Annotated in this window: 23 protein-coding genes and 1 tRNA gene; 6 read left to right on the forward strand and 18 right to left on the reverse strand. The window is 65.2% G+C overall.

The genetic code is table 11. The features are described from left to right. Positions 1–37: 37 nt before the first annotated feature. A complete protein-coding gene (uvrB, locus tag AC5P7S_RS05310; protein ID WP_095378762.1) occupies positions 38–2,062 on the reverse strand; it encodes an excinuclease ABC subunit UvrB in 2,025 nt (674 codons plus the stop codon). 128 nt (positions 2,063–2,190) lie between these two features. Between uvrB and AC5P7S_RS05315 the strand changes: the two genes are divergently transcribed. Beyond that, positions 2,191–2,736: a GspH/FimT family pseudopilin gene (locus tag AC5P7S_RS05315; protein ID WP_005415967.1), complete on the forward strand. Its 546-nt coding sequence runs from the start codon at positions 2,191–2,193 to the stop codon at positions 2,734–2,736. A gap of 52 nt (positions 2,737–2,788) precedes the next feature. Here AC5P7S_RS05315 and AC5P7S_RS05320 read toward each other — a convergent pair. The 12 genes from AC5P7S_RS05320 to grxD all read right to left on the reverse strand — a co-directional run bounded on the left by AC5P7S_RS05320 (position 2,789) and on the right by grxD (position 17,549). Then, positions 2,789–2,865, reverse strand: a tRNA-Asn gene (locus tag AC5P7S_RS05320). A gap of 47 nt (positions 2,866–2,912) precedes the next feature. Continuing rightward, the gene (locus AC5P7S_RS05325) at positions 2,913–3,320 is read right to left on the reverse strand and encodes a type IV pilin protein (RefSeq protein ID WP_005415966.1); all 408 of its coding nucleotides are present in this window, start codon (positions 3,318–3,320) and stop codon (positions 2,913–2,915) included. Between the two features lie 23 nt (positions 3,321–3,343). Beyond that, positions 3,344–7,111, reverse strand: a complete 3,768-nt coding sequence (locus AC5P7S_RS05330) for a pilus assembly protein (protein WP_095378759.1) — start codon at positions 7,109–7,111, stop codon at positions 3,344–3,346. A 13-nt stretch (positions 7,112–7,124) separates the two neighbouring features. Continuing rightward, positions 7,125–7,646 carry a pilus assembly PilX family protein gene (locus AC5P7S_RS05335; RefSeq protein ID WP_095378756.1) on the reverse strand — a complete coding sequence of 174 codons (522 nt, stop codon included), beginning with the start codon at positions 7,644–7,646 and terminating at the stop codon, positions 7,125–7,127. A gap of 5 nt (positions 7,647–7,651) precedes the next feature. After that, positions 7,652–8,809, reverse strand: a complete 1,158-nt coding sequence (locus AC5P7S_RS05340) for a PilW family protein (RefSeq protein ID WP_065186108.1) — start codon at positions 8,807–8,809, stop codon at positions 7,652–7,654. 8 nt (positions 8,810–8,817) lie between these two features. Beyond that, on the reverse strand, positions 8,818–9,315 hold the full coding sequence (pilV, locus tag AC5P7S_RS05345) for a type IV pilus modification protein PilV (RefSeq protein ID WP_005415962.1): 498 nt from the start codon (positions 9,313–9,315) through the stop codon (positions 8,818–8,820). Continuing rightward, positions 9,312–9,827, reverse strand: coding sequence for a pilus assembly FimT family protein (locus tag AC5P7S_RS05350; RefSeq protein WP_005415961.1), 516 nt, complete (start codon positions 9,825–9,827; stop codon positions 9,312–9,314). The genes pilV and AC5P7S_RS05350 overlap by 4 nt, the downstream gene beginning before the upstream one ends. Before the next feature lie 161 nt (positions 9,828–9,988). Next, on the reverse strand, positions 9,989–11,377 hold the full coding sequence (ppnN, locus tag AC5P7S_RS05355; protein ID WP_005415960.1) for a nucleotide 5'-monophosphate nucleosidase PpnN: 1,389 nt from the start codon (positions 11,375–11,377) through the stop codon (positions 9,989–9,991). Between the two features lie 725 nt (positions 11,378–12,102). After that, positions 12,103–12,879, reverse strand: coding sequence for a Fic family protein (locus AC5P7S_RS05360; protein ID WP_081275798.1), 777 nt, complete (start codon positions 12,877–12,879; stop codon positions 12,103–12,105). A 122-nt stretch (positions 12,880–13,001) separates the two neighbouring features. Further along, entirely contained in the window at positions 13,002–16,223 is a 3,222-nt protein-coding gene (locus AC5P7S_RS05365) for a TonB-dependent receptor (protein WP_095378753.1), read from the reverse strand. Between the two features lie 232 nt (positions 16,224–16,455). Beyond that, on the reverse strand, positions 16,456–17,232 hold the full coding sequence (locus AC5P7S_RS05370; RefSeq protein ID WP_095378751.1) for an SDR family NAD(P)-dependent oxidoreductase: 777 nt from the start codon (positions 17,230–17,232) through the stop codon (positions 16,456–16,458). Next, the gene (grxD, locus tag AC5P7S_RS05375; protein WP_005415957.1) at positions 17,229–17,549 is read right to left on the reverse strand and encodes a Grx4 family monothiol glutaredoxin; all 321 of its coding nucleotides are present in this window, start codon (positions 17,547–17,549) and stop codon (positions 17,229–17,231) included. The genes AC5P7S_RS05370 and grxD overlap by 4 nt, the downstream gene beginning before the upstream one ends. A 121-nt stretch (positions 17,550–17,670) precedes the next feature. Between grxD and AC5P7S_RS05380 the strand changes: the two genes are divergently transcribed. Further along, positions 17,671–18,249: a superoxide dismutase gene (locus AC5P7S_RS05380; RefSeq protein WP_032954072.1), complete on the forward strand. Its 579-nt coding sequence runs from the start codon at positions 17,671–17,673 to the stop codon at positions 18,247–18,249. 114 nt (positions 18,250–18,363) lie between these two features. Here the strand turns inward: AC5P7S_RS05380 and AC5P7S_RS05385 are convergent, their stop codons facing one another. The 3 genes from AC5P7S_RS05385 to purE all read right to left on the reverse strand — a co-directional run bounded on the left by AC5P7S_RS05385 (position 18,364) and on the right by purE (position 20,479). Continuing rightward, the gene (locus AC5P7S_RS05385) at positions 18,364–18,705 is read right to left on the reverse strand and encodes a carboxymuconolactone decarboxylase family protein (RefSeq protein ID WP_019659022.1); all 342 of its coding nucleotides are present in this window, start codon (positions 18,703–18,705) and stop codon (positions 18,364–18,366) included. A gap of 125 nt (positions 18,706–18,830) precedes the next feature. Then, complete coding sequence (locus AC5P7S_RS05390) at positions 18,831–19,979, reverse strand: 5-(carboxyamino)imidazole ribonucleotide synthase (RefSeq protein ID WP_095378748.1); 1,149 nt, start codon at positions 19,977–19,979, stop codon at positions 18,831–18,833. Next, entirely contained in the window at positions 19,976–20,479 is a 504-nt protein-coding gene (gene purE, locus AC5P7S_RS05395) for a 5-(carboxyamino)imidazole ribonucleotide mutase (protein ID WP_005412808.1), read from the reverse strand. Before purE ends, AC5P7S_RS05390 begins: the two co-directional genes overlap by 4 nt. A gap of 58 nt (positions 20,480–20,537) precedes the next feature. Between purE and AC5P7S_RS05400 the strand changes: the two genes are divergently transcribed. The 4 genes from AC5P7S_RS05400 to AC5P7S_RS05415 all read left to right on the forward strand — a co-directional run bounded on the left by AC5P7S_RS05400 (position 20,538) and on the right by AC5P7S_RS05415 (position 23,243). Beyond that, on the forward strand, positions 20,538–20,807 hold the full coding sequence (locus AC5P7S_RS05400; RefSeq protein WP_005415953.1) for a Trm112 family protein: 270 nt from the start codon (positions 20,538–20,540) through the stop codon (positions 20,805–20,807). Further along, positions 20,804–21,655: a carboxylating nicotinate-nucleotide diphosphorylase gene (gene nadC, locus AC5P7S_RS05405; protein WP_005415952.1), complete on the forward strand. Its 852-nt coding sequence runs from the start codon at positions 20,804–20,806 to the stop codon at positions 21,653–21,655. Before AC5P7S_RS05400 ends, nadC begins: the two co-directional genes overlap by 4 nt. Positions 21,656–21,835: 180 nt before the next feature. Next, positions 21,836–22,825, forward strand: coding sequence for a DUF2272 domain-containing protein (locus AC5P7S_RS05410; RefSeq protein ID WP_032954068.1), 990 nt, complete (start codon positions 21,836–21,838; stop codon positions 22,823–22,825). Between the two features lie 67 nt (positions 22,826–22,892). Continuing rightward, entirely contained in the window at positions 22,893–23,243 is a 351-nt protein-coding gene (locus tag AC5P7S_RS05415; protein ID WP_005415950.1) for a DUF3301 domain-containing protein, read from the forward strand. 104 nt (positions 23,244–23,347) lie between these two features. Here AC5P7S_RS05415 and AC5P7S_RS05420 read toward each other — a convergent pair whose 3' ends face one another. Further along, a complete protein-coding gene (locus AC5P7S_RS05420; RefSeq protein ID WP_005415949.1) occupies positions 23,348–23,800 on the reverse strand; it encodes a ClpXP protease specificity-enhancing factor in 453 nt (150 codons plus the stop codon). 84 nt (positions 23,801–23,884) lie between these two features. After that, the gene (locus AC5P7S_RS05425) at positions 23,885–24,520 is read right to left on the reverse strand and encodes a glutathione S-transferase N-terminal domain-containing protein (protein WP_005415948.1); all 636 of its coding nucleotides are present in this window, start codon (positions 24,518–24,520) and stop codon (positions 23,885–23,887) included. Positions 24,521–24,548 lie beyond the last annotated feature (28 nt).

Raw genomic sequence — 24,548 nt, forward strand, 5'->3', positions numbered from 1 at the left:
GCAACACTTTTGTGAAGATGATGCTGCACTGCCACGTTCAGCCCAGGCTGGCTTCCTTCAGCTGCCGGATCTGGTCACGCACCCGTGCGGCATCTTCGAATTCCAGGTCCTTGGCGTGCTGGTACATCTGTTGTTCCAGCGCCTTGAGACGGGTCGCCAGCTGCGCCGGAGACAGCGAACGATAGTCGGCCGCTTCTTCGGCCACACTCGCCCGGCCCTTGCCCTTACCCTTCTTGGCTTCCTTCTCGGCGGCATCCGAACGCGCGCCTTCGAGGACATCGACGATCGGGCGCGCCACCGAGCGCGGCACGATGCCATGTTCTTCGTTGTACTCGACCTGCTTGGCACGGCGCCGGTCGGTCTCATCGATCGCCGCCTGCATCGAGCGGGTGATCTTGTCGGCGTACAGGATCGCCTTGCCGCGCACGTTGCGTGCGGCGCGGCCGATGGTCTGGATCAGCGAGCCGGTGGAGCGCAGGAAGCCTTCCTTGTCGGCATCGAGGATCGCCACCAGCGATACCTCGGGCATGTCCAGGCCTTCGCGCAGCAGGTTGATGCCGACCAGCACGTCGAACTTGCCCAGGCGCAGGTCGCGGATGATCTCCACGCGCTCGACCGTATCCACGTCCGAGTGCAGGTAGCGCACGCGGATACCGTGTTCGGTGAGGTACTCGGTGAGGTTTTCAGCCATGCGCTTGGTCAGCGTGGTGACCAGCACGCGGTCGCCCGCCTTGATGCGCGCGTTGGCCTCGCTCATCAGGTCATCGACCTGGGTACCGACCGGCCGGATCTCCACCACCGGGTCGATCAGGCCGGTTGGGCGCACCACCAGTTCGGTGATCTCGTCACCGGCTTCACGCAGTTCATAGGGCCCGGGCGTGGCCGACACGTAGATGCTGCGCGGGCAGCGCTCCTCCCATTCCTCGAAGCGCAGCGGGCGGTTGTCCAGCGCCGACGGCAGGCGGAAACCGAACTCAACCAGGGTTTCCTTGCGCGAGCGGTCACCCTTGAACATGGCGCCGATCTGCGGAATGGTCACATGCGATTCGTCGATCACCAGCAGCGCATCCGGCGGCAGGTAGTCGAACAGGGTCGGTGGCGGCTCGCCGGCATTCTTGCCGGTCAGGTGCCGGGAGTAGTTCTCGATGCCGTTGCAGTAACCGACCTCGGCCATCATTTCCAGGTCGAACTGCGTGCGCTGCGCCAGGCGCTGCGCCTCCACCAGCTTGTTCTGCGCGTAGAGCTGCTCGAGCCGCTCCTTCAGCTCTACCTTGATCGTCTCGATCGCCGCCAGCACGCGCTCGCGCGTGGTCGCATAGTGGGTCTTCGGGTAGACCGTGAAGCGCTGCATGTTGCGCAGCGTCTCGCCGGTGAGCGGATCGAACAGGGCGATCTTCTCGACCTCGCCATCGAACAGTTCGAGGCGCAGTGCTTCGCTGTCCGACTCGGCCGGGAACACGTCGATCACTTCGCCGCGCACGCGGAAGGTACCGCGCTGCAGCTCGTACTCATTGCGCGTGTACTGCAGCTGGGTCAGGTGGTTGATCAGGTCGCGCTGGTCGATGCGCTCGCCCTTGGACAGGATCAGGCGCAGTGAAAGGTAGTCTTCCGGCGCACCCAGGCCATAGATCGCGGACACCGTGGCCACCACGATCGCGTCCGGGCGCGACAGCAGGGTCTTGGTCGCGGCCAGCCGCATCTGCTCGATGTGTTCGTTGATCGAACTGTCCTTCTCGATGAAGGTGTCCGACGACGGCACGTAGGCTTCGGGCTGGTAGTAGTCGTAATAGCTGACGAAGTACTCCACCGCGTTGTGCGGGAAGAACGCCTTGAACTCGCCATACAGCTGCGCCGCCAGCGTCTTGTTCGGTGCCATGATCAGCGTCGGCTTCTGAACGTTCTGGATGACGTTGGCGATGGTGTAAGTCTTGCCCGAGCCGGTCACGCCCAGCAGGGTCTGCTTGGCGATGCCGGCCTCGAAGTTGCTGGTCAGCTTCGCGATGGCGTTGGGCTGGTCGCCCGCCGGCGAATACGGCGAGACAAGTTCAAAACTGTCGCTCATGGTGTTGCCAGTTCCCGGGAAGGGGCAGTATACGGGGCGAGGGGTGACGGCCGGCTGAGGGGTTGCCGGGCAGGACGCTACGGGGTTTCCCGATGGCGGCCGCACAGCCGGGCGCGGAGGCTGGATGCATGCGCACTGCCCAAGCCCCCTGCCCGCTCGGCCCCCGCTCTGCGCGGGGCGTGCACCTGACCGAACTGCTGGTGGTCATCACTGTGCTGGCGGTGCTGCTGGCCGCGTCCTGGCCGGCGCTGCAGCCCCTGCTGCTGCGGCAACGCGCCGATGCACTGCAACTGACCCTGCATGCCAGCCTGTCCGGCGCACGCAGCGAGGCCGTGCGCAGACGGGAGCTGATCGGCCTCTGCGCCAGTGTCGACGGCCGGCACTGCAGTGACGACTGGAGCGCCGGCTGGATCATCTACCGCAGCGGCGACCAGCGCGGGGAGCCTGCCTCGCCGGAGGCGATCCTGAGCCACCACACCGGGCGCTCGGACGTCTCGATCCTTGCCCAGGCCAGCAGCGGGCGTCCGCTGCTGTTCTTCCAGGCAGATGGACGCAGCCCGGGGGCCAACCTGACCCTGCGCATCTGCGCGGGCAACCAGCTGCATGGCGCATTGATCGTCAACAATGGCGGCCGCGTCCGGAGTGAGCGCGTGAACCGCGATACACCCTGCTGAATGCCTGCGCAGAAAAGCAGAAGCCGCGATTTCTCGCGGCTTCTGCAGTATCTGGCGCCCGAAGTTGGACTCGAACCAACGACCCCCTGATTAACAGTCAAGTGCTCTAACCGGCTGAGCTATTCGGGCGGGGAGGCGCATTGTACTGGTCGATTACAGGAAGATCAACACCTGTTTCACCAGCAGCTGGCAACGCCACCGTCGGCCGTCTTGCGGTTGGCCTGGTCCACGCTCAACTTGCCACAGCTGTCCTTGGCCTGCGTGCCCTGCGGGGTGGCGGTGATGGTGAAGCTGGTGCCGTCTCCCTTGTAATCCAGGTTGTAGCGCGCAGTTCCTCCATCACGCGGCGACACCTTGGTCGGCAGTGCGTAGCCGGTGTAGGAGTTGTTGCTGGTGTGGTAGCGCTCCGCACGCTGCGCATACTCGGCCAGGTCCGCCTTCACCACGGCGCGATGCGATCGGCGCACGTACTCCTGGTAAGACGGAATGGCGATCGCCGCCAGGATGCCGATGACGATCACCACGATCATCAATTCAATCAGCGTGAAGCCAGCCGCGCGGCGAGGCATGGGAGTGTGCAACATGGGCGTGGATCCTCGCACTTGGGTTACTGGAGCTGGCGCCAGGACTGGCGACCGCACGGGTAAGGCAGATACAGCGACTGGCTGCCCGCAGCGCCCACCGCCATCCAGCAGGAGCTGCCACCGGGCGGTGCCTTGTTGTCCGTCGGACGTGGCAACACCGACAGCGAAACGTCACGCACCGGCGCGGTTCCTCCTGTCTTCAATGCAATGGCTGCGGTGCCGGAGGCGGGTCGGCTGCCGGTCGGCGAGCCATAACGGACGTTCTCCAGCATCGGCAGGCCGCTGATCGACGACAACCCGAACAGCCAGTTCGAACCACTGGTCGAACAGCCAACCGTTTCCATGTTGGGTACATAGGTCGGCATGAAGACAATGCCACTGACCAGGATCGGGTTACCTACTGCGCGTTCACCGTTGCCGGCAGGCAGCTGGATCATCCAGCCGCGGGCGTTGGCCGGCGCCGCACCCGCGGTGATCTTGCGCTCATCAACGCCTGCAGCGGCGGCCGCGGCCGTGTACGGAACCAGGTTGGCAGCGGTCACCGTCGAGGTCACCGTCTTGCCCGACAGATCGTTCACGGCGTACAGCGCCTGCTGCGACTTGTCATCCTTGTCGCTGGTGAAGGAGAAGCTGCCGGTGCCGAAGTAAAGCATCACGCCGCCCGAAGGACCGGTCGCCGCGGTCATGCCACCGGTGATCGGCTGACGGTAGGTCCTGTTGGAGGAGTCCTGGGCAACCTGGCTGGTGAACATCGGCACGGTCAACGTGGTATTCGCACTGCTGGTCAGGTCGAACTTCCACACAGCGCCACGCTGATCGGCGGCATAGACGGTGTCGGCCAGGCCATCACGACCGCGCGCATCCTGATTGGTACCGGTCCAACGATCGACAACGACCACATTGCCCAATCCGTTGTCACCGGAGATGCCAGCGCCCGAGGTACCCTCGACGGCTTCGATCATCCGGATGTCGCCACTGGCCATATCGACCACGAACAACACCGCCTTGCCGTTGGCGCTGCCGTAGCCATTACCGAAGATCGCCTTCCAGGCCACGCCGGTGCCACTCTTCACCGGCACGATCACCGGCTTGCCCAGCACGAAACCGATGTTGTTGCGCACCTCATCCCGCAGCGACGAATTGATGTCACTGATTTCCCACAGCACGTTGCCGGTGCCGAAGCTGCCCGGCGTGGTGACGTCCAGTGCGAACACCGAACGGCCACCCGCACCCGTGGTGCCTACCAGGCTGGTCTGCCAGGCGGTGCCGTTGAACGTATCGGACACCGTCACCGGACCATCGACGTAGTAACGATGACGGAAGGTCTGGTCGGCCGTGTCGGACTTGTAGGGGAACAGCAGGTTGGCCATGTGGCCCAGCGCGGTGGCCGGGATGTAGGCAAAGCTCTCCGTGCCACCGGTGCCGTCCTGCTTGGCATCGGCCTTCATGCCGCCGTCGAAGGCGTGCAGCATGCCGTCATTGGCGCCGACATAGACCATGTACCGCTGCGACTTGGCCTTGATGGCCAGGTAGTCCGTATAGCTCTTTGCGTAGGTGCCACCCAACTGGCGGTAACCGTAGTCGTCCAGCGGCGAGCTCACCACCGGCGCCGAATTGACGATGTCACCCAGCGGCGTAGTGCGGTCACGATACTTGCCGCCGTTGCGGACCTCGGTCGAGCTGTCGGCACTGAGATAGTTGATGGCACTGGCCAGATCAGCCTTGATCGCCGTCAGCTTGTCGGTGGAGCACACCAGCATCGTCGCGTACTTGCCGCTGGGCTTGCTGCACAGGTCCTGCAGGCTGATGCGGGCGCTGTTGAAATCCACCGGCGAACCCAGCTTGTTGGCGACGATCCGGCGACCGGACGATGTCAGGCGGCTGGAGGCTTCCCACACCTCGGTGAGCTCGGCCACCTGGTTGGCGTTGACCTTGACGCTGGACGCGGTCAGCTTGCTCGACCAATCAGTGCCGCTGTTGGTGATGTCATAACGCGGGGTGACCGCCAGCGAACCGGTACCGATGCGTGCACCACTGATACCGATCGTGCCTGAAGGCGACGCACCACCGGTGATCGAGGACAGTACCCGGCGCATGGCCTCGGTGACGTCGGCCGGCGTCTGCGCATTGATGAACTCGCCACGGCTGTTGACGGCCGCGTGCCACAGTTCATCGATGACCGTACCGTCGTCGACATTCAGCGGGTTGCCGTTGCCAGCCCAGTTCGGCGGGTTCTTGTAGGGATCGTCGGTCGCTGCCTGGTTGACGCCATAGATCTTGCCCTGCGCGCCCAGGGTCACGCCGTAGAAGTTCATGTGCAGGTCGGTCTGGCAGTCCAGGCGCTTCCAGTCCGGGCTGCTCTTGTCCAGCGAACTGCACTTGTCACTGACCGGCACCTGGCCGGCCGGGAAGCTGGTGCCGGTGCGCAGGGGTGTGCGGGCGCCGGCATAGGCCGCCGCCGCGATGTCGGCGATGGTATTGCTGTAGCCATCGGCGAACGGAATGGACGGCAGGTGCGTGGAATTCACCGAGTCCGCATCACCGAACGATCCGTTGGGTGCATTGCCGGAGTTGGTGTAGCCGTCGGTGAACAGCATGCCGCCATTGCGCTGGCAGGCCAGCTGCACGGGGGCGTCGGCATCGGTACGACGGAACTGGTCGACCAGATATTCAACCGCGCGGCGGTTGGGCGTGCCGCCATTGCCGGTGAGCGTGTAGATCTGCTTGTAGAGATCGGCACGATTGGTGACCATGTCATACATGGTCGCGTTGCTGAGCTTGTTGATGGTGAAGTAGCCCACGCGCATCGTATCGACGCTCACCAGCGCCGCAGTCGACGAACCGACGATCGCCAGCACGCGGTTGCGGTGGTACTGGAACCAGTTGGCAAAATTCTGGATCGCGGCGTTGTAGGCGGCCGGGCTCGAGTAGTTGCCCGGCTTGATCTGGTAGCGGCGCATGTCGCAGCCCGGACCACAGGCACCCTTGATCACCGGGCGACTGGCGTCGTCGGTCTTGTATCCGTCCGGTGCAGGCGCTGCGGCCGGCAGGTAGAAGGTGGCCGGGAAGTAGCTGATCGCGTATGTGGTATTGCCGGTGTTGCTGATCGCAGCGGTCTTCCACCCGCCATCCCACCAGTTGTCGACATAGTATTCATTGCCGGTGCCGGACAGGTCGGGAATCCGCATGCCGCTGACGAACTGGAACTTCTCCGACGTCTCGGCGCGATTGACGGTCATGTTGTACACGGCATTGTAGCCGCGCTGCCCGGACCGGGGATCGGCGCGGGTCTGGGTGATCGAGGCATTCGGCCACAGCGTGCCGTCGGCATTGGTCCACGGCCGGTAGGTCACTGCCGGATTGAAGTAACTGGCGTTGTAGACATGCGAACGCGCGAAACCGTAGATGTCCAACGGCGGAATGGCCCGGCCCGGTGAATATTCCTTGTTGAATTCCGCGTGCGGGTAAAGGTAGAGGTAACAGTCCACCGAGTTGTTGGCACACGCCGAGCCCACGCTGAAGAAGCTTCCGTCGTTGTTGAAGAAGCTGTTGGTGTTGCTGTTCCAGCGCATGCGGCCGTCACCACCGGGGAACATGCGCTCGAAGTTCATCGAACCCGAATCGTCCACCGCCATGATGAACGCCGGTGTCGCGCGGGTCTGCACGTTCATCGGCTCCTGTGCCAGCACGCCCTGCGCCTGTGCGGCAAACAAGGTATGCGCCAGATAGCCGCCAGCGGCCAACACGGCAAGGCCAACGCCTGCCAGGATCCTGCGGTTGCGAGTGTTCATGGGTTCCCCACCCTCACAGCTTGAATACGGTATCGATCGCCGCACGCGACGTCGCATCACTGGTGGTATCACCGGCATAGGTCGTGATCTGGTAGACCGGCGTTGGCTTCTCCACCGACTTGCCCATGTCCAGCGCACCCTCCCCCTGGATGCAACCCTGGATCTCACGGACATAGATGGCCGGCTTGCCGCCCAGCTTGGTTTTCGCGACCCAGGCCGACGGATCGAAGCCGTCATCGCACTGCTGGCTGATGTCGGCGGACGCTACGGCCGGATTGGCACCGGCATCCTTGCGATTGGCGATGTTCTCCACCGCGTTCTCGGCGCTGCGTGCCGCGCCTTCGGCGTTCTGGAACGCCATGTTGGTCGCCCGGTAGCCGGCCGCCATGCGCTCCTGCATGCCGGCCACCTGCATGCCGATGACGCCCAGCAGGGCCAGCAGCACCAGCATGATCAGCGCGACGTAGAGAACGGCACCCTGCTGTCGTGCCTGGGCAACGAAGGGACGGCGTCGGGAGGAAGGATGAGTGCGCATGGTCGTCAGTTCCCGAACAAGCGGTTGCGCAGCGCAACGGACGCTTCATAGGCGCCCCGATGGCGCTGGTCGTAAGGATTGGCCGGGGCAAAGCCCACCCCGAGGATGGCCGGATAGGTGGCCGCGCTGCCCGGCGCCTCGGCCGACGCACGCTGCGGGCTGCGCGCCAGCAGGCCGACCTGCACCATGCCGACGCGGCGCCACTGCCCTGCGGCGGTGGCATCGGTACCGGTGCTGACCGCACTGGCCACGCGCTGGTCGACGATGCGACCGGTCGGCGGCGTGGGCAGGGCGATATCCGGGGTGGCATCCAGTCCGTACAGGAACTGCATGTTCTCGATGCCTTCCACCAGCTCCTCGCCATCTGCGTAGCCGCCGGCGCCATTCGCGCGTGCCCGGTAAAGCGCCGGCTCGCCATTGGGATTGGTCGCGATGTAGTACGCCATGCCATCGGCGCGATACAGCATGGTCATCGCGTTGTTGATCGAATAGTTGCTCAGGTCGACCTTGTCCACCTTCACCGTCGAACCGCTGATGGTGGCCGGGAACACGTCGGCACGGGTGCAGTCGGCTATGCCGAAGACCGTCGGCGCACCTGCGGCGTTGGCCTTCAGCCGGGCCATGCCATCACTGGAGACGGTCAGCGTGGTCGCGCCCGCGGCCACGGAGATGCCGGTCACCACGGCCCCTTCCGGACTCATCAGGCGCAGCACCAGGATGTCGCTGCCCGGCAGTGGCGCCGGCTTGAGGTTGGCGATGCTCTTCGGCACCGACTGCGCCGCGCTCCACGCGCGGCCCAGGGTCAGGGTGGCGCCCGGCGCCGTACCTGCCGCCTCATACCCCTGCACCGGAACCGAGAAATCCTGCGGGTCGCCACTGCCCGAGCTGATGCCCAGGTGATAACCCACATCGCCGGTGTTCTTGACCACATGGGCCTGGTCGTTGACGCAGCCGAAGTGGCCGGCCATGCGCAGGTCACGCTGCAGGAAGTCCAGCGCGAAGCGCGCGTTCTCCTGGGTACGGGCCGCACCTTCGGACAGGCGCGATGCCGCACGCGAGGCGATGAAGATCTGGGTGACGCCCAGCATCAGGACCAGGCCGATGACCATGGCGATCATCAGTTCGATCAGCGACAGGCCTCGGGTGCGCGAAATTGGACTCATGGGCATGTTCACAGGAAGGTCGTCAGGCCGAAGGTGGTAAGGCTGTCGGGGTCCTTCGGATCCCAGCGCTGGTCACCCCAGCTGATGGCCACGGTGACCTCGCCGGTGCTCTGCACGAAGGTCACCTGTGCGCTGGCCTTCTCGCCCAGCGTGCGTGCGACCTCGCACTGCCAGCGCGCGACGTTCGCCTGCGGCGTCACGGCGGCGCCGGTCGGCCAGGCGCAGGCGCCGCTGGGCTTCACCGAGCCGGCCGAGAACGAGGCCGAGGAATAGGCGCCACCGGCCAGGGTGTCGGTGCGCTGCGCGCGCATCAGTTCGATCAGGTCGTTGGCCAGGTTGGTCGCCTGGGTGCGGTAGTTCGCGCTCTGCACGAAGCGGACGTTGGTGGTCTGCAGCAGGGCGAAGCCCAGCAGCCCGAATGCCAGGATCAGCACCGCCACCATCACTTCGATCAGGCTGAAGCCCCCCTGCGACGAACGCGGGCGGGCCAGGTTGCGGCGGCTCATGAGCAGGTTCCCTTGGTCACCCGGACCTGGCCGGATTGGTTGATCGTCAACGTGCTTTTCGATTCGCCGGCCTTGCACGCATCCGGCGACAGCACCAGCGTCTGATCGGCGACCGCCCTGCGCCGGCCGCGCCCGTCGAAGGCGATGACCGCGCCCGGCGGGCCAACTACGCTCAGCTGCGGATTGCCCTGTGAAAAGCGCAGCGCGACGTCATTGCTGCCCATCTGGCCGTCGCCATCCAGGTCCGACCAGGCCAGTACCCCCTTGGACCAGTCGCCATCACAGGCTTTGCCATCGGCGCTGCCACAGACGCCGCCACCGTTGCTGTTGCGGATGCCTTCGCTGCGGGCCAGGTTGGCCAGCGCGATCAGCTCGTTGTTGGCGGTCGCCAGCCGGTTCGAGCGGATCATGCCGCGGAAGCTCGGATAGGCGATCGACGCCAGGACCACGAAGACGGCCAGCGTGACCATCAGTTCAACCAGCGTGAAGCCGTTTTGCCGGCGCAAAGACATTGGACGCTCCCCAGCGTGTTGGTGGCCACGATGGGCCATCGCCCCGCCACCGGCAAGCGGCGGCAGGATGAACGGTCAATCCGGGGCGACGGGCGTCAAAGGCTTGACGACCCGCCCTTCCCTGCCAGTGCCGGCGCAATCCCCATCGCGCCGGCCCGGGTTCAGGCCAGCACCTGGTAGCAGGGCTGGTACTCGCCGGAGATCTTCATCCGGCGCTGTTCGACGAAGGCGCGCAGCAGCGCATCCAGCGCCTGCATCATGTCCGGGTCGCCGTGGATCTGGAACGGCCCGAACTGCTCGATGCGGCGCATGCCGTCTTCCTTCACGTTGCCGGCGACGATGCCCGAGAACGCGCGGCGCAGGTCGGCCGCCAGCGCGTGCGGGGCACGCCCGTGGTGCAGGTCCAACGCCGCCATCGCTTCGTGGGTGGGTACGAACGGCTGCTGGTACTCCCACGGAATCTCGATCGACCAGTTGAAGAAGAACGAGTCCTTCTGCGCCAGGCGGTGCTCGCGCACGCGCTTGATGCCAGTGGCCATCTTCTTCGCAACCGCCACCGGGTCGCCGATGATGATCTCGTAGCGCTCGGCAGCCGCATCGCCCAGGGTCAGGCGGATGAAGCGATCAATCTGCTCGAAGTACGGTGCCGCTACCGTCGGGCCGGTCAGGATCAGCGGGAACGGCAGGTCCTTGTTCTCCTCGCGCAGCAGGATGCCGAGCAGGTACAGGATCTCTTCGGCGGTGCCGACGCCACCGGCGAACACGATGATGCCGTGCCCGATGCGGACGAAGGCCTCAAGGCGCTTCTCGATGTCCGGCATGATCACCAGGTGGTTGACGATCGGGTTCGGCGACTCGGCGGCGATGATGCCCGGCTCGGTCAGGCCGATGTAACGCGTCGCGGTACGGCGCTGCTTGGCGTGGGCGATGGTGGCACCCTTCATCGGGCCCTTCATCGCACCCGGGCCACAGCCGGTGCAGATGTCCAGGCCGCGCAGGCCCAGTTCATAGCCCACCTGCTTGGTGTACAGGTATTCGTCGCGCGAGATCGAGTGTCCGCCCCAGCACACCACCAGATTCGGATCACCCGGATTGAGGATGCGCGCGTTGCGCAGCAGGCCGAACACCGCGTTGGTGATGCCCTCGGATGACTCCAGCTCGGCCGCGTAGGCCGGGCCCATTTCGATGGCCATGTAGGCCAGGTCGCGCACGACGGCGAACAGCAGTTCGGCGACGCCGCGGATGATCTCGCCGTCGACGAAGGCCATCGCCGGCGCGTTGACCAGATCGATGCGCACGCCACGATCCTGCTGCGCCACCTGGATGTCGAAATCAGGGTAAAGATCGCGCGCGGCGCGCGGATCGTCCGAGGCGCTGCCGCTGGTCAGCACGGCCAGCGCGCAGCGGCGCAGCAGCTCATGCATGCCGCCGGCGGAGGCATCGCGCAGGCGGGCCACCTCGGCCCGCGACAGCACATCCAGCCCACCGCGCGGGTAGATCCGGGCATCCTGCACCGGCAGTGCACGGGCCGATTTTTCGTTCGTGGTCATATCCAATTTTTCGCTTCCTTCAAGGTTTCCGACTGTACTGCCGCCCCCTTAAAAAGCAAAACGGCCGGGAAACCCGACCGTTGGATGTGTGCCACCCGCGTCCGCCATTCCGGGACCGCATCGGCGGCGTTGGCACCGCGCACATTTCTGGATGCTACGCCGTTGCCCCACGCCCTGCAAGGACTTTCGCCTGAACGGGAAACGGCCGGGTTTCCCCGGCCGTTTTCGCGCACCGCATCGCTCAAGCGAAGTCAACTATCTGCGGCACTCAAACCCAGGAACAGGATTGGGGGCAATTGGAACCGATGAAGATGGGTCCGTGATGATCCAAGACTCATAGGCCAACCTTCCATTCAACTCCGCGATTCCGGTGTACATCGCGTGGAATTCTCCACGTGGGCTCTGCTCATAGTAGGCAACCCGTGCGTAAATCGGATCCGCCAAGTATGCAGCCAGGACCGCAGCGTAGCGCTCCTGTACTGGCGAGTCACAGCTCACCACACCAGCAACAAGCCTGTTCGTATCACCGTAGTCCTCCTCCCTGGATGTTTCACCAGATCCCGGATAACCCGGAGTCGGCGGGCAGTAGCTAGGGTTGCACCAAGGATCCAGCGCATTAGCCTTCTCGGCCACTGCGGTCAGCCCCATACCAAACACTACGGAAGCAATCATTACACTCAATTTCACCGTAAACCCTCCTTAGTTGAAATCAGCACTCGTCCAAATCAATCAACCAAATGACGACGAAAAACATCGCCACACATCCACTCAACCTTTCTAATCACGGACTCATCGAGCCAACGTTCGAATCCACCCGGCTCAGCCATAAGGCACTGATACTTCTCTACTGCTCGAGCATGGAAACCATGCAGTTCCAATGGAACGTCATCCGCCGCCATTTCAAGGGCATGAACGAAGTCATCCTGCGCGACCTTGATGTAGACAGCGAGGAATGCGAAAAAATCACATCGATACTGAACAGCAAAAGCGCAAGCAAGCCCCCTCATCAGACGCCCATTCCCATCTTCAAATGGATGGAGAATATCGATGGCCAGCAGGAGTGCATAAAGACGTGGAGCGGGTTTCATTTCCGCAATCGACCCACAGATCTTCGAAAGGTGTGACTGGACATCTATCTGCGCCGCGACAAAGCTGTGAGGCGCTCCCTCCGCGCCCACCCATACGCGCCTAACCCTGAAGTCACTCCGACCTGCGCTATCGGCAGCAAATCGGGAATGCATAGAGATCAACGAACGCGCATGCATTTCCTGAATGCCGCACTTCCCGGCAGACTTCAGGTAAGCATCTCCTCTTCTGCATCCAAGATGCGACCCAGTGATCGAGCTGCACTCAGGACAGTGTCGCAACCGGCAGGAGAGAACACGGGCGAACATCTCTCTAAATCTCCGCCCCGAAGAGTGATCCGACCCATCCGGCAGTACGAAGTCACAGCCCCTCAGTCCGATGACTGACGACTCAGGCAATCCATATCTGACTTTCATCTTCACCGTCCATGGCCATCTTCACTCCAGCTATAGCACATCAAAAATTTCTTATCTATCGCAAAAGAAAAACGGCCGGGTTTCCCCGGCCGCTTTCACCTACTGCTTCAGATTCTGACGGATCAGAACTTGTACTTCAGGGTCAGCTGCATCGACCAACGCGACACGGCGGTGTTGCCCTTGTCGTTGTTGTTTTCCTGCACCGACGGGTTGTCGGTCGAACCAGTGAAGGAGTACACGTACTTGCCGGTGGCCGGATCGATACCTGCGTAGTTGGCAACGCGACGGGTCGAGTAGAAGCCGTAGTCGTCGATCAGGCCCCACTTCTTGTTCAGCAGGTTGCCGACATTCATGATGTCCAGGGCGACTTCACCCTTGTGCCCCTTCATGAAGCCCGGGAATTCCTGGCTGACGCGGACGTCGAAGCTGTTGACCCACGAGGCGCGGTGGCGGTTGGCCGGGACCACGCTGCCACGGTAGGCATCGAGTTCCGGGTTCTGCGCCAGCCAGTCGAAGAACTGCTTCTCCATCGCGGCACCGCCGGTGAACAGCACGTCGCCCGGACCCTTCGGCACGTAGAACAGGTCGTTGGTGGCAGCACCGTCGCCGTTGGCATCGTTGTAGAAGATGTAGCTGTACGGACGGCCCGAACGGCCTTCGTAGAACAGGCCGACGCGGGTGGCGTTGTCACCGAAGAAGTTGTGCTTCCACTCCAGGGTGCCGGTGACGCGGTCCTTCATCGCATAACGCGAGTTGTAGGCCACGTTCTCGTTGGCATTGAAGATCAGCGTGTTGTTCCAGTTCGAGGTGTTCTGCGAGCTGGACAGCGGGCTGACTTCGGTGGACTTGGTGTAGGTGTAACCCAGCGACCAGCCCCAGTTCTCGGTCAGCGGCTTGGCCAGCGAGAAGGTGGCCTGGGTGCCGCGGCCCTTGTCGGTGTTGCGCAGGACCAGCACGTCGCCGATGTCCTTCGGACGGTTGAAACGATCAACTGCATTTTTGGTACCGGTGGAGATGCCGTAGTCGACACCCTTATCGATGCGAGTGTTCGCCGAGTTGCGTCCAGCATCGTTCCAGTAGATCGCGCGGCCATCCTGACCGAAGGCGGTCGGCGCCGACACGTCCAGACGGTCGAAGTAGATGCCGTCCTTGACCTTGGTGAACAGCACTTCGGCCGACGCGACGATGCCGTACCACGGCAGCTCATGGTCGAACGCCAGGTTGGCCTTCCACACCGACGGCAGGCGGGTGCCCGGCGCGATGATGTCGACGTTCTGACGGGCCGAAGCCGGGCCACCGGCCGGGATGTACGGGTTGTTGCCGTCCGGAGTGAAGGCACCGGCCGGGATGCTGCGCTCGTCGTACTCGATGTAGTTCAGGCCGGTGTTCTGGTAGGCACCTGCCAGCCACACGTTCGGGGCGGCGCCGCCGAACAGGCCCACGCCACCGCGCAGCTGGGTCGGGCGATCGCTGTCGAAGGTGTAGTTGAAGCCGACGCGCGGCTGCACCAGGTTCTTGTCGACCAGCTTGGTGTTGTTGAAGCCGTACAGCTGCTCGATGCGCGGGTTGTACAGGCGCTGGGTGCTGAAGTCAGGCATGTCGATGCGCACGCCGAACATCAGGTTCAGGTTGTAGTTGATCGCCCAGGTGTCCTGCACGAACACGCCGGTGTTCTTCAGGGTGAAGTCGGCCGGGATGTCGCTGCGGCTGCCATCGGCGCGCGGAGCACGCAGCTGGTAGCGCGAAGCCTTGCCCGCCAGGAAATCGTTGACGCTGTTGAATTCGTACACGCCGTTGAGGTTGCGGCCGTAGAAGTTCATCAGGTCATTCTTCGAGTAATCGAAGCCGAACTTGACGGTGTGGTCACCGATGTACCAGGTACCGGCACCAAAGGCGCTCAGTTCCTTCGACTCGACGATGTTGACGTGGGTGTTCTGTTCGGTACCGACGTACAGCGAATCGTTGCCCGACTTGATGCGGATCTGCGGCATGTCCACCAGCGGGACGCGGTTGGCCGAGTAATCCTTGTGCGAGACCTTGAACTCGGTCGAGAAGTTCTCGGACCAGTCACTGAACAGTTCGCCCATCCAGGTTTCGTACTGGGTCGGCTGCTGGTACCAGAAGTTGCTCAGCGAGATGGCGCTGCTGCTGACCTGCGGGAAGCGAACGACGTTCTGCTCCATCTTGTTGTAGCGCAGGGCCGCACGGTGGTTCTCGCTGATGTTCCAGTCCAGCTTGACCGCATACTCTTCGATCTCGGTCTTGCTGTTCGGCGCCGCCAGGCTGCCCGGGTCGTAGCCCAGCTTGCCCAGGAAGTTCTGGACGTCGGTGATCTGCTGCTGGGTGATGGTGCCACGGCCGATCGGCGTGTCGCTCAGGGCGACGCCGGCAGCCGAGCGCTCGTACTTTTCATAGTTGGTGAAGAAGAACAGCTTGTCCTTGACGATCGGACCGCCGAAGGTCATGCCGTAGGTCTTCTCGTCCTCGAAGCCGTTGAAGTCCTGCTTGTCACCTTCCAGGCGCGAGCGGACCATGTCCTTGTCGCGGTACGAACCGTACACGGTGCCGTGGAATTCATTGGTACCCGACTTGGTCACGGCGTTGATCACCGCGCCGGTGCCACCGGCGATGGTGGTGTCGTAGTTGGCCAGGTCGATGTTGATTTCCTGGATGGCGTCCATCGACACCGGCTGACGCTCGGTCGGCAGGTTGTTGGAACCCAGGCCGAACGGATCGGAGGCGCTGATGCCGTCGATGCGGATGGCGTTGTAACGGGTGTTCTGGCCGCCGGCCGAGATCGCGCCGTCCGCCTTGCTGACCTGCGAGATGCGCGGGTCGAGACGCACGTAGTCCTGGATGTTGCGGCTGGCCGACGGCAGCGCATCCATCGTTTCGCGGGTCACGTTGGTGCCGGTGCCCATCTTGTTGGCACTGAACAGGTCCAGGCCGCCGGCGGTGGCAACAACGTTCACCGCGTCCAGGTTGGTTGCAGCCAGGTCACCGCCCAGGTTGGCGTTGACGGTGTTGACCTGGTTCAGGTTCAGGTAGACACCTTCCTCGGTCTTGGTGCCTTCACCGGACTTGGTGATGGTGATGGTGTACGGACCACCCACGCGCAGGCCGCGCGCGTTGTATCGGCCCGACGCATCGGTGGTGGCACGCGAAACAGTGCCCGACTCGGTGTGCGTGATGGTGACTTCAGCGCCGGCGACAGGCTGGCCTGCAGCGGACATCACCTGGCCGCCGACACCGGCGGAGGTGCTGCTCTGGGCGAAGGCGGGAGCGGCAGCAAGTGCAGCCACGAGACCAAGGGTAAGCTTGGACATCCGGAGTGGGTGGGTCATTTTTCGGTAGCCTCGATGCGAGTTGGCGATGGCGGAAAAAAAGCGCATCCAAGCAGCCCTGCGGGTGGCTGATCGGAGAGTTATCTGGGGTTCCCTACCGCTCGGCTGAAGGCAGCCCTAACGGTTAACACTAGATTAACACGCTACGCCATCAATGTGACGGTTGTGCGACAAACGGCACCGGTTCGCAACGCAATCGTGACGGGTTCTTCACTCCGTCTTCCCACAGGGCTCACCTTTCCCGAGGCGTCTCACTGGCATCGAGAATCTGTCCGCGCCAGGCGCTCCCAGCGGCGGACAGCAGGGTCACCGCAGCGGCCGCCGCGGCTTCCGGGCCTTGCGCAGCTGGGTCCTGGTCCACAGAATAGGCGCGGGCCCGAAGCGCCGTGCGCAGGGGGCCGGGGTACAGGCCGCTGACCCGGACGGGACTGCGGCCCAGTTCATCGTGCAGGCTGGCGATCAGGCCACGCAGGCCGTGCTGGGCTACGCCATACCCCCCCCAATAGGCCTGCCCCACCCGGTCGGGGGCATCGACCGCGAACACCATGGCGGCATCCTCGCGTTGCCGCAGCAGCGGCAGGCAGGCCTGGGCCAGCCAGGCCGGTGCGGTCAGGGTGACATGGACCGCACGGGCGAAACTGGCCGGGTCAGCCAGTTCAAACGGAGTCAGCCCGGGGAAATGCGCGGCGCATACCAGCAGTCCATCCAGCCGCCCCAGCTCGCGCTGCAGGGCCTGGGCCAGTTCGGCATAGTCATCGGGGCTGGCGCCTTCCAGGTCCAGCGGGTACAGAAGCGGTTCCGGACCGACCGCCTGGACCTGGGCATAGACCCGGTCCAGCCGGCGCGGCTTGCGTCCCAGCAGGACCACGGTGGCACCGGCTGCGGCTGCGGCGACCGCCGCGGCACTGCCCAGCCCTCCCCCGGCGCCGGCGACCAGTACGACGCGATCCTGCAACGGGCGGCCATCGATCGCCCCGTCAGTCGGTGACGTCGACGGCCAGGCACTCATCCCTGGGTCGCCTCTTCGACGATGCGCTTGAGCTCGCCGGATTCAAACAGTTCCATGACGATGTCGCAGCCGCCGATCAACTCACCGTTGATGAACAGCTGCGGGAAGGTCGGCAGATTGGAAAAGCGCGGCAGGTTGGCGCGGATCTCCGGCTCTTCGAGCACGTTGACAGTGCGCAGGGTGACGGCGCCGGCTGCCATCAACGCCTGCACGGCGCGACTGGAAAAGCCGCACATCGGGTATTGCGGGGTGCCCTTCATGAACAGCACGAGCGGGTAACGATCGACCTCGGCCTGGATTTGCTGCATTACCGCCACAACCACACTCCTTGCTTCGCCGGACAAACCGACCGTGATGGTCGGCTAGACTGCCCACGGTAGCCGCCATTGTAAGCGGATGGAACAGGCTGCCGCCGTCCCCCTGGCCACGAACCTGTCCATGCCCGTCGAATTGCCTGCCCTGCCCTACCTCCCCGGCTCCCTGCAGCCCCACCTGTCCGCGCAGACCGTTGAGTTGCATCACGGCCGCCACCACCGCGCCTACGTTGACGCGGTCAACGCCGGCACTCTCGGCACCGAGTGGGAGGAGGCGTCACTGGAAGAGATCGTGCGCCATGCCCAGGGCACGCTGTTCGATGCGGCCGCCCAGGCCTGGAACCACGGCTTCTATTGGCAGTGCCTGCGCCCGCGCGGCGGCGGCGAGCCGCAGGGCCGGCTGGGCGAGCTGGTCAAGCGCCAGTTCGGTGATGCGCAGCGCCTGCGCGAGGAATTCAACCGCACCGCGCTGGGCCTGTTCGGCTCGGGCTGGGTGTGGCTGGTGCAGCACCCCGGTGGCCAGCTCGGCATCCAGGCCACCCGCAACGCCGGCACGCCACTGACCGGCGAAAGCACCCCGCTGCTGTGCTGCGATGTCTGGGAGCACGCCTACTACACCGATTACCAGAATGATCGCGCGCGTTACCTGGATGCCTTCTGGCAGATGGTCAACTGGGAATTCGCCGAAAGCCAGCTGCGCTGAGGCAGCGGCTCGGTCACGGGGTAGTGCCGGCCGCTGGCCGGCAACCCACTGGACGTACAAGGACACCGGGGTTGCCGGCCAGCGGCCGGCGCTACCGAAATGCAGAGCGGAGCTTCACGCGTTCTCGTGCGCAGCCACCGCGTCCATCACCCGCGCCGAGTACACCAGCGCCGCGCCGGCGTTGAGCGACACCGCCACGCCCAGTGCTTCGGCGATTTCCTCGCGGCTGGCGCCATGCTTCAGCGCAGCGTCCACGTGCACGGTGATGCAGCCGTCGCAGCGGGTGGTCACCGCCACCGCCAATGCGATCAGCTCACGGGTCTTGGCATCCAGATGGTTGGTCTGGGCACCGGCATTGGCCAGGGTGGCGTAGCCCTTGACCGTGTCCGGCGAGAGCTTGCCGATCTCGCCGATGCGGCCCTTCAGTTCCTTGCGGTAGGCATTCCAGTCGAGCATGGTCGTGACTCCTGTGAAAGGAGCTCCACGCTACCACCGGCAATGGTGCGCCGATGCCTGCACCGGCGCGCCACACCGTTGCAGGCATACAAGGTTGTGCCGGCCATTGGCCGGCACGCCCGGGCTCAGCGGTTGCGCAGCGCGTGCACTGCTGGCGCCACCTGGGCCTGGCGGTCCAGCTCCAGGCCGACCTGGTCCAGCGCATCGGCCAATGCAGCGGCATCATCGTCGCGCAACGTGGCGTGGCCGACCTTGCGACCTTCGCGCGGCTCCTTGCCGTAATCGTGCCAATGGCCACTGGCCTGACCCAGCACCGGCGCCGGATCGGGCATCTCGCCCAGCCAGTTCAGCATGCAGGCATGGCCGAGCATGCGGGTGCTGCCCAGCGGCAGGCCCAGCACGGCACGCAGGTGGTTCTCGAACTGCGAGGTCTCGCTGCCTTCGATGGTCCAGTGGCCGGAGTTGTGCACGCGCGGTGCCATCTCGTTGGCCAGCAGTTCGCCATCACGGCAGAACAGCTCCAGCGCGAACACGCCCACATACTGCAGGTGCTCGGCGACGCGGCGGGCATAGCCGATCGCTGCCTGCTGCTCGGCGTCGGACAGCACCGCCGGTGCCACGCTGGCCGACAGCACGCCGTCGACATGCCAGTTGCCGGTGACCGGCCAGGCTTCGAAGCTGCCATCGCGGCCACGCACGGCCACCACGCTGACCTCGCGCTGGAAGGCCACGAAGCCTTCCAGGATCAGTCCGGTGCGCTCCACCTGGGCACCGAGCGCATCCCATGCGGCGTCGATGTCGGCTTCGCTGCGCAGGCGGAACTGACCCTTGCCGTCGTAGCCGAGGCGGCGGGTCTTGAGGATGCACGGCAGGCCGAACTCAGCCACCTTCGCCGCCAGCTCGTCGCGGCTGCGGATGTCGGCGAAGGCCGGCAGCGGAATACCCAGCTGCTGGAACAGGGTCTTCTCGCTCAACCGGTCCTGGGCCACCGCCAGCGCGCCCGGCGGCGGATAGACCGGCACGCGGTCGGCCAGGAACTGTGCACTGTCGGCAGGCACGTTCTCGAAATCGAAGGTGACCACATCGACCTTGGCGGCGAAGTCCGCCAAGGCCTGGCGGTCGTCGAAGGCGCCCACGGTGAGCGGCGCCAGCGGGCCGCTGCAGGCGTCGGCGGCCGGGTCGTACAGTTCGAAGCGCAGCCCCAGCGGCGCACCGGCCAGGACCATCATGCGGGCGAGCTGGCCGCCGCCCAGGATGCCGACAGTCAGGCTCATTGGCGCGGATCGTCGTGGGCCATCACGTCTTCGGTCTGGCGTGCACGGAAGGCATCGAGCGCCTGGCCGATCGCCGGCTGGTCGCTGGCCAGCATCGCCGCCGCGAACAGCGCGGCGTTGGAGGCGCCGGCGTTGCCGATGGCGAAGGTGGCGACCGGGATGCCGGCCGGCATCTGCACGATCGACAGCAGGGAATCCATTCCGTTGAGGGCCTTGGACTGCACCGGCACGCCCAGCACCGGCACGGCGGTCTTGGCCGCGATCATGCCCGGCAGGTGCGCGGCCCCGCCGGCACCGGCGATGATCGCGCGCAGGCCACGCGGGCCCGCCTGCTCGGCGTAACTGAACAACACATCCGGCGTCCGATGCGCGGACACCACCTTCACTTCGAACGGAACACCCAGGGCTTCAAGCTTCTGGGCGGCGTGCTGCATGGTTTCCCAGTCGGAACGGGAACCCATGACGATGCCGACAAGCGGCGCGATCGGGTTGGGGGTCATTGGCCGTCACCTGCCTTAAAGACGTATTCTAGCCGTCTTCCACGCAAGACGAAGAACCATGGATCGCAAGCTGCTCGACCTGCTGGTGTCCCCGGACACCCGCCAGCCCCTGTCCCTGCTGGATGGCAAGGGCCTGGAAGCCCTCAACAAGGCCATTTCCGCCGGCACGGTGACCAAGGCCGATGGCAACCCGCTGGCGCAGCCGCTGCGCGAGGCGCTGGTCACCCGTGACCGCAAGCAGGTGTTCCGCGTCGACGACGGCATCCCGGTGCTGCTGGCCGAGGAAGCCATTCCGACCGCCCAGATCGCCGACTTCCCGGCGGCATGAGCACGCTGCCGACGCCGGATGCGGCCGTTGTCGCCGCCGATGTCGCGCGCGCGCTGGCCGAGGACCTGGGCAGCGGTGATGTCACCGCCGCCCTGCTCCCCGACCAGGCCGACAGCGCCTACCTGCTGTGCAAGCAGGATGCGGTGATCGCCGGGCGCCCCTGGTTCGACGCTACCCATCGCGCGCTCGACCCTGACGTGCGCATTGAATGGCACATCGCCGAAGGCGATGCCGTCACCGCCGGCACCGTGCTGGCCCTGCTGCACGGGCGCAGCCGCAGCCTGGTCAGTGCCGAGCGCACTTCGCTGAACTTCCTGCAGACGCTGTCCGGCACCGCGACCACCACTGCCCGCTACGTGGCTGCGGTGGCCGGTACCGGTACCCGCATCCTCGACACCCGCAAGACCCTGCCCGGCCTGCGCCTGGCGCAGAAGTACGCGGTGCGCTGCGGCGGCGGCGAGAACCACCGCTTCGGCCTGTACGACACGGTGATGCTGAAGGAGAACCACATCCGCGCCGCCGGTTCGCTGGCCGCGGCGGTGGCCGCCGCACGCCGGCAGTGGCCTGCGCTGCCACTGGTGGTCGAGGTCGAAGACCTGGCACAGCTGCGCCAGGCGCTCGAAGCCGGTTGCGAACGCATCCTGCTGGATGACTTCAGTCCCGACCTGCGCCGCGAGGCGGTGCGCATCACCGCCGGACGCATTCCGCTGGAAGTCTCCGGCAGCGTCGGCCTGGGCGGCCTGCGCTCGATCGCTGAGGATGGCGTCGATTGCATCTCCATCGGCGGACTGACCAAGCATGTGCAGGCCATCGATCTGTCGTTGAAGCTGGGCCCGCCGCCGGCTTGAGGCCTACGGGACCTTGTAGAGCCGAGCCCACGCTCGGCTGCTTCTCGATCTGCGGCGCGCCCGGCACCCGCTTTGCGCGATGAGCCGAGTGTAGGCTCGGCTCTACACGACCCGGGCGCCTTCACGGCTCGGCTACGCCAGCCTCTGCGACGCTGCGGGCATCCCCCACAGGAGCCGCGCATGCGCCGGATGCTCTTGCCTGCCTGTCTGCTGCTCGCGGCAGCCCCCTTGTCCGCCGCAGCCGCTGAAGCCTGCGATGTCCCTCCCCGCTTCGGCCTGAGCCCATTGGCGGTGGCCATCCGCAATACCGCCTGCAACGAGCACCGGTTGTGGTTCCGGCCCTTCATCGATCGCGATGGCCGCGCCGCCAGCCTCAGCGTCACCGAAGCCGAAAGCGATCACCTGGCCGACAACGGCCTGATCGCCTGGCAGCGCGTGGCCGGCTACTGGCGCAACAGCGGCACGCTCAATGCGATGGGCAGCATCGCCGGCGCCAGCAGCTGCCTGGCACCACTGGGCACGCGCTACACCGACAGCGACTGCCGCGCGTTCCTGATCGACAACCCGTGGTCGGCCGCTTTCATTTCCTGGGTGATGGTGCAGGCCGGCGTTCCCGGCTTCAACACGTCGCCGCGCCACATCGACTACATCCGTGCCGCGTACCAGGGCGGCCCCTCGGGCGTGCCGTACCGGCTGGTCGATCCCGCGACCGCAAAGCCCGCACCGGGCGACCTGTTGTGCTTCCTGCGCGACCGCAGCACGACGCTCAGCTACAGCGGGCTGGTGCAGGCGCTGGGCAACGGTTCGGTGGGCCACTGGAAATCGCATTGCGAAGTGGTGGTGGCTGCCAACCTGGGAGGCGACCAGACCCTGTACCTGGTCGGTGGCAACGTGATGAACACCGTGGCGATGCGGTTGCTGCCGCTGGACCGCACCGGGCTGATCAAGCTGCCCCCGGCACGCGAACGCAACAGCACCGGCATCGACCCCAGCTGCACGCCGGGCCGCGAGGACGAATGCAGCTTCAACCGCCAGGACTGGGCAGCGCTGCTGCAGCTGACCGCGACTGCGCCATTGGTGATGCCGTCACCCTCCGCAGCGCCGATGCAGGCCGTACCGGCCAACGCGCCCGCAGCGCCGACGACGGGCCAGCCACCGCCGAGGCGGTGATACCCGTGCTTGATCCAGCGCACGTTCGCCGCCATCTTTGCCGGATCGACCTCTGACGGCTGACGCCATGCCTACCCTGCTGCTGTTGTTGATTGCCGGCGGAATCATCTACTTCTTCTGGAACGCCGCACGCTCGGCCGCCGAGCGCGCGGTCGAGCTGGGACGCAATGCCTGCCGCGCCGCCGACGTGCAGTGGCTGGACCAGGCGGTGCACGCCACCGGCCTGCGACTGTCGCGTGGCGAAGATGGCCGGCTCGGTTTCGAGCGCACCTTCAAGTTCGAGTATTCCTACGATGGCATCGATCGCCACGTGGGCCGCATGGTGCTGCGTGGCGACCAGCTGATCTCGTTCACCGGCCCCGGTGCCGCGCGGATCAGCCAGATCCGGCCGGATGTGGAGGACGCCGAGGATGTGTAAGAACTGAAGGTGTGCCGACCAACGGTCGGCACCCACACAATTCCGGCACCCACCGGTAAAACCTGCAAAGAAAAACGCCGCCCATCGGGGCGGCGTCGGAAGGGTTACTTGACCACGCGCAGGTTCGGGCGGCCCTTCGGCGGCGGACTGGCCGGCGGCGTGTCGTCCGGCGGCGTGCCTTCCTCGTGCAGCAGCTCATCGCGGGTCGGTGCGGTTTCGTTGCCCGGAATGTCATCCGGCAATGCCATGCCCTGCCCGGTCTCGCGGGCGTAGACCGCCAGCACGGCGCTGATCGGCACCTGCACCGGGTAGCTGGTTCCGGAGAAGCGGGCCGAGAAGCTCACCATTTCGTTGTCGATCATCAGCCGCACCACGGCACGTTCGGCGATGTTGAGCACGACCCGGCCATCCTTGACCGCCGAAGGCGGGACCTGCACGCCGGGGACGCCGGCGTCGACCAGGATGTGCGGGGTCAGCTGGTTGTCGTTGATCCATTCCACCAGCGCCCGCAGCAGGTACGGGCGGTGGCTGGTCATGTGGAAGAAGTCTTCGGTCATGCGTGAAGTGTACGCGCCCGGCGCCCCGCCGGGGCGGATCGTCTGCACGCCGGTCGGCGTGCAGACGGGTAACGCGGGGCCGGATCAGACCGGCAGGTCGCGCAGTTTCTTTTCCTGCTCGGTCAGGCTGCGGACAAATCCCGGATGGCGGAAGATGCGGTTGCCGTAGTCCTCGATCGCCTTGCCGTCCTTCGGCAGCGGCACATCCAGCGACTGCAGGCGCCAGATGATCGGCGCCATCGCGCAGTCGGCCAGGCTCATTTCCGGGTTGAGGAAGAACTTGCTGGCCTTGAACAGCGGCAGCGAGGCGGTCAGCAGTTCCTTCAGGCGCTTGCGCCCGGCCTCGGCCTGGGTCTTGTTGCCCAGCTGGATGGCCTGCACCTGCGGCACCCAGTCGTGCTCGATGCGGAGCATGGCCAGGCGGATGCGTGCACGCGACAACGGGTCGACCGGCATCAGTGGCGGATGCGGGTAGCGCTCATCCAGGTACTCGCTGACCACCGATGCGGCGTACAGCACCAGCTCGCGTTCGACCAGGGTCGGCACCGAGTGGTACGGATTGAGGTCGATCAGGTCTTCAGGCGGGTTCTGCGGATCGACCGGAACGAAGTCGAAGGTGACGCCCTTGGCCGCCAGGACCAGGCGTACACGGTGGCACAGTACGTCGTCGTTCGAGGAAAACAGCGTCAGTGTATTGCGCATGCGTACGCTCGCCGCCATCAAAGGCTCTCCCACGACAGGAGACCGC

It is taken from the genome of Stenotrophomonas sp. YJH_SMC_32 (assembly GCF_059369975.1).

Coding starts and splice junctions, on each gene's coding strand:
- ppnN (WP_005415960.1), bottom strand. CDS start 11,377: ATGACCACGAACGAAAAATCGGCCCGTGCACTGCCGGTGCAGGATGCC.
- AC5P7S_RS05425 (WP_005415948.1), bottom strand. CDS start 24,520: ATGGCGGCGAGCGTACGCATGCGCAATACACTGACGCTGTTTTCCTCG.
- AC5P7S_RS05340 (WP_065186108.1), bottom strand. CDS start 8,809: ATGAGTCCAATTTCGCGCACCCGAGGCCTGTCGCTGATCGAACTGATG.
- AC5P7S_RS05415 (WP_005415950.1), top strand. CDS start 22,893: ATGCCTACCCTGCTGCTGTTGTTGATTGCCGGCGGAATCATCTACTTC.
- uvrB (WP_095378762.1), bottom strand. CDS start 2,062: ATGAGCGACAGTTTTGAACTTGTCTCGCCGTATTCGCCGGCGGGCGAC.
- pilV (WP_005415962.1), bottom strand. CDS start 9,315: ATGAGCCGCCGCAACCTGGCCCGCCCGCGTTCGTCGCAGGGGGGCTTC.
- AC5P7S_RS05410 (WP_032954068.1), top strand. CDS start 21,836: ATGCGCCGGATGCTCTTGCCTGCCTGTCTGCTGCTCGCGGCAGCCCCC.
- purE (WP_005412808.1), bottom strand. CDS start 20,479: ATGACCCCCAACCCGATCGCGCCGCTTGTCGGCATCGTCATGGGTTCC.
- AC5P7S_RS05400 (WP_005415953.1), top strand. CDS start 20,538: ATGGATCGCAAGCTGCTCGACCTGCTGGTGTCCCCGGACACCCGCCAG.
- AC5P7S_RS05385 (WP_019659022.1), bottom strand. CDS start 18,705: ATGCTCGACTGGAATGCCTACCGCAAGGAACTGAAGGGCCGCATCGGC.
- AC5P7S_RS05325 (WP_005415966.1), bottom strand. CDS start 3,320: ATGTTGCACACTCCCATGCCTCGCCGCGCGGCTGGCTTCACGCTGATT.
- AC5P7S_RS05380 (WP_032954072.1), top strand. CDS start 17,671: ATGCCCGTCGAATTGCCTGCCCTGCCCTACCTCCCCGGCTCCCTGCAG.
- AC5P7S_RS05360 (WP_081275798.1), bottom strand. CDS start 12,879: ATGAAAGTCAGATATGGATTGCCTGAGTCGTCAGTCATCGGACTGAGG.
- AC5P7S_RS05315 (WP_005415967.1), top strand. CDS start 2,191: ATGCGCACTGCCCAAGCCCCCTGCCCGCTCGGCCCCCGCTCTGCGCGG.
- AC5P7S_RS05390 (WP_095378748.1), bottom strand. CDS start 19,979: ATGAGCCTGACTGTCGGCATCCTGGGCGGCGGCCAGCTCGCCCGCATG.
- AC5P7S_RS05420 (WP_005415949.1), bottom strand. CDS start 23,800: ATGACCGAAGACTTCTTCCACATGACCAGCCACCGCCCGTACCTGCTG.
- AC5P7S_RS05365 (WP_095378753.1), bottom strand. CDS start 16,223: ATGACCCACCCACTCCGGATGTCCAAGCTTACCCTTGGTCTCGTGGCT.
- nadC (WP_005415952.1), top strand. CDS start 20,804: ATGAGCACGCTGCCGACGCCGGATGCGGCCGTTGTCGCCGCCGATGTC.
- AC5P7S_RS05350 (WP_005415961.1), bottom strand. CDS start 9,827: ATGTCTTTGCGCCGGCAAAACGGCTTCACGCTGGTTGAACTGATGGTC.
- AC5P7S_RS05335 (WP_095378756.1), bottom strand. CDS start 7,646: ATGCGCACTCATCCTTCCTCCCGACGCCGTCCCTTCGTTGCCCAGGCA.
- AC5P7S_RS05370 (WP_095378751.1), bottom strand. CDS start 17,232: ATGAGTGCCTGGCCGTCGACGTCACCGACTGACGGGGCGATCGATGGC.
- AC5P7S_RS05330 (WP_095378759.1), bottom strand. CDS start 7,111: ATGAACACTCGCAACCGCAGGATCCTGGCAGGCGTTGGCCTTGCCGTG.